At 70.0% G+C, this 620-nt stretch carries 2 protein-coding genes; both read right to left on the bottom strand.

Going from position 1 to position 620, the window contains the following annotated elements; translation table 11 throughout:
• Positions 1-404 (bottom strand): hypothetical protein (locus AC1DYK_RS35500; protein WP_478170539.1); only part of this gene is annotated, 404 nt, incomplete at its 3' end.
• Positions 401-620 (bottom strand): hypothetical protein (locus AC1DYK_RS35495; protein ID WP_478170538.1); only part of this gene is annotated, 220 nt, incomplete at its 5' end. The genes AC1DYK_RS35495 and AC1DYK_RS35500, both read right to left, overlap by 4 nt.

Raw genomic sequence — 620 nt, 5'->3', positions numbered from 1 at the left:
GCCCAGGCGACGCCCTCCAGGACGAACGGCGCGGCGACAAGGAACCAGGCCTTCGGGTCCCAGAACGCCATGATCTGCAGCGGAAGCGAGACGATGATGCAGACGATCGCGATCGCTGCCGCCGACTTCTTCCACAGCGACGCCGACTTCTCGGCCTTCGCCTTTCGGACCGCCTCATCCCGCCGGGCCTGCTGGCGCCTGCGCTCCTCGTCCGCCGCTTCGGCGAGCGCGGCCTGGATGTCCTTCTGGGCCTTCGCCTCCGCCTTCGCGTCGATCAGCTCCTGGCGGCGGCGGTCCGAATCCGTCTTCGCCCGCAGCGCCTCGGCCTCGGCACGAATCTGCTCGGCACGGGCCAGGCCCTCTGCGTACGTGTCGCCCTCGGGGCGAAGCTCGGTGACCGTCATCGAGCACCCCCAGCCAAAGCCGAGGCGGCCTTCGGCGCCTTCTGCCGGCGGGCGAAGAACAGCCCACTGATAACCGCACCGACGATCAGCGGCTGCCCGGCTGCCCAGCTCAGCACCGCCGCGAGCGGCAACAGGATGCTGAACAAGTTCGGGAACAGCCCGAGGACGAGCACCACCACCGCGATCGCAGCCCGCTGCTGCAGCGGGGTCCAGGAC

The organism is Variovorax sp. P2_H12 (assembly GCF_056403395.1).
Note: the sequence above shows the minus strand (reverse complement) of the source record. Positions and strands in the feature narration are given on the sequence as shown.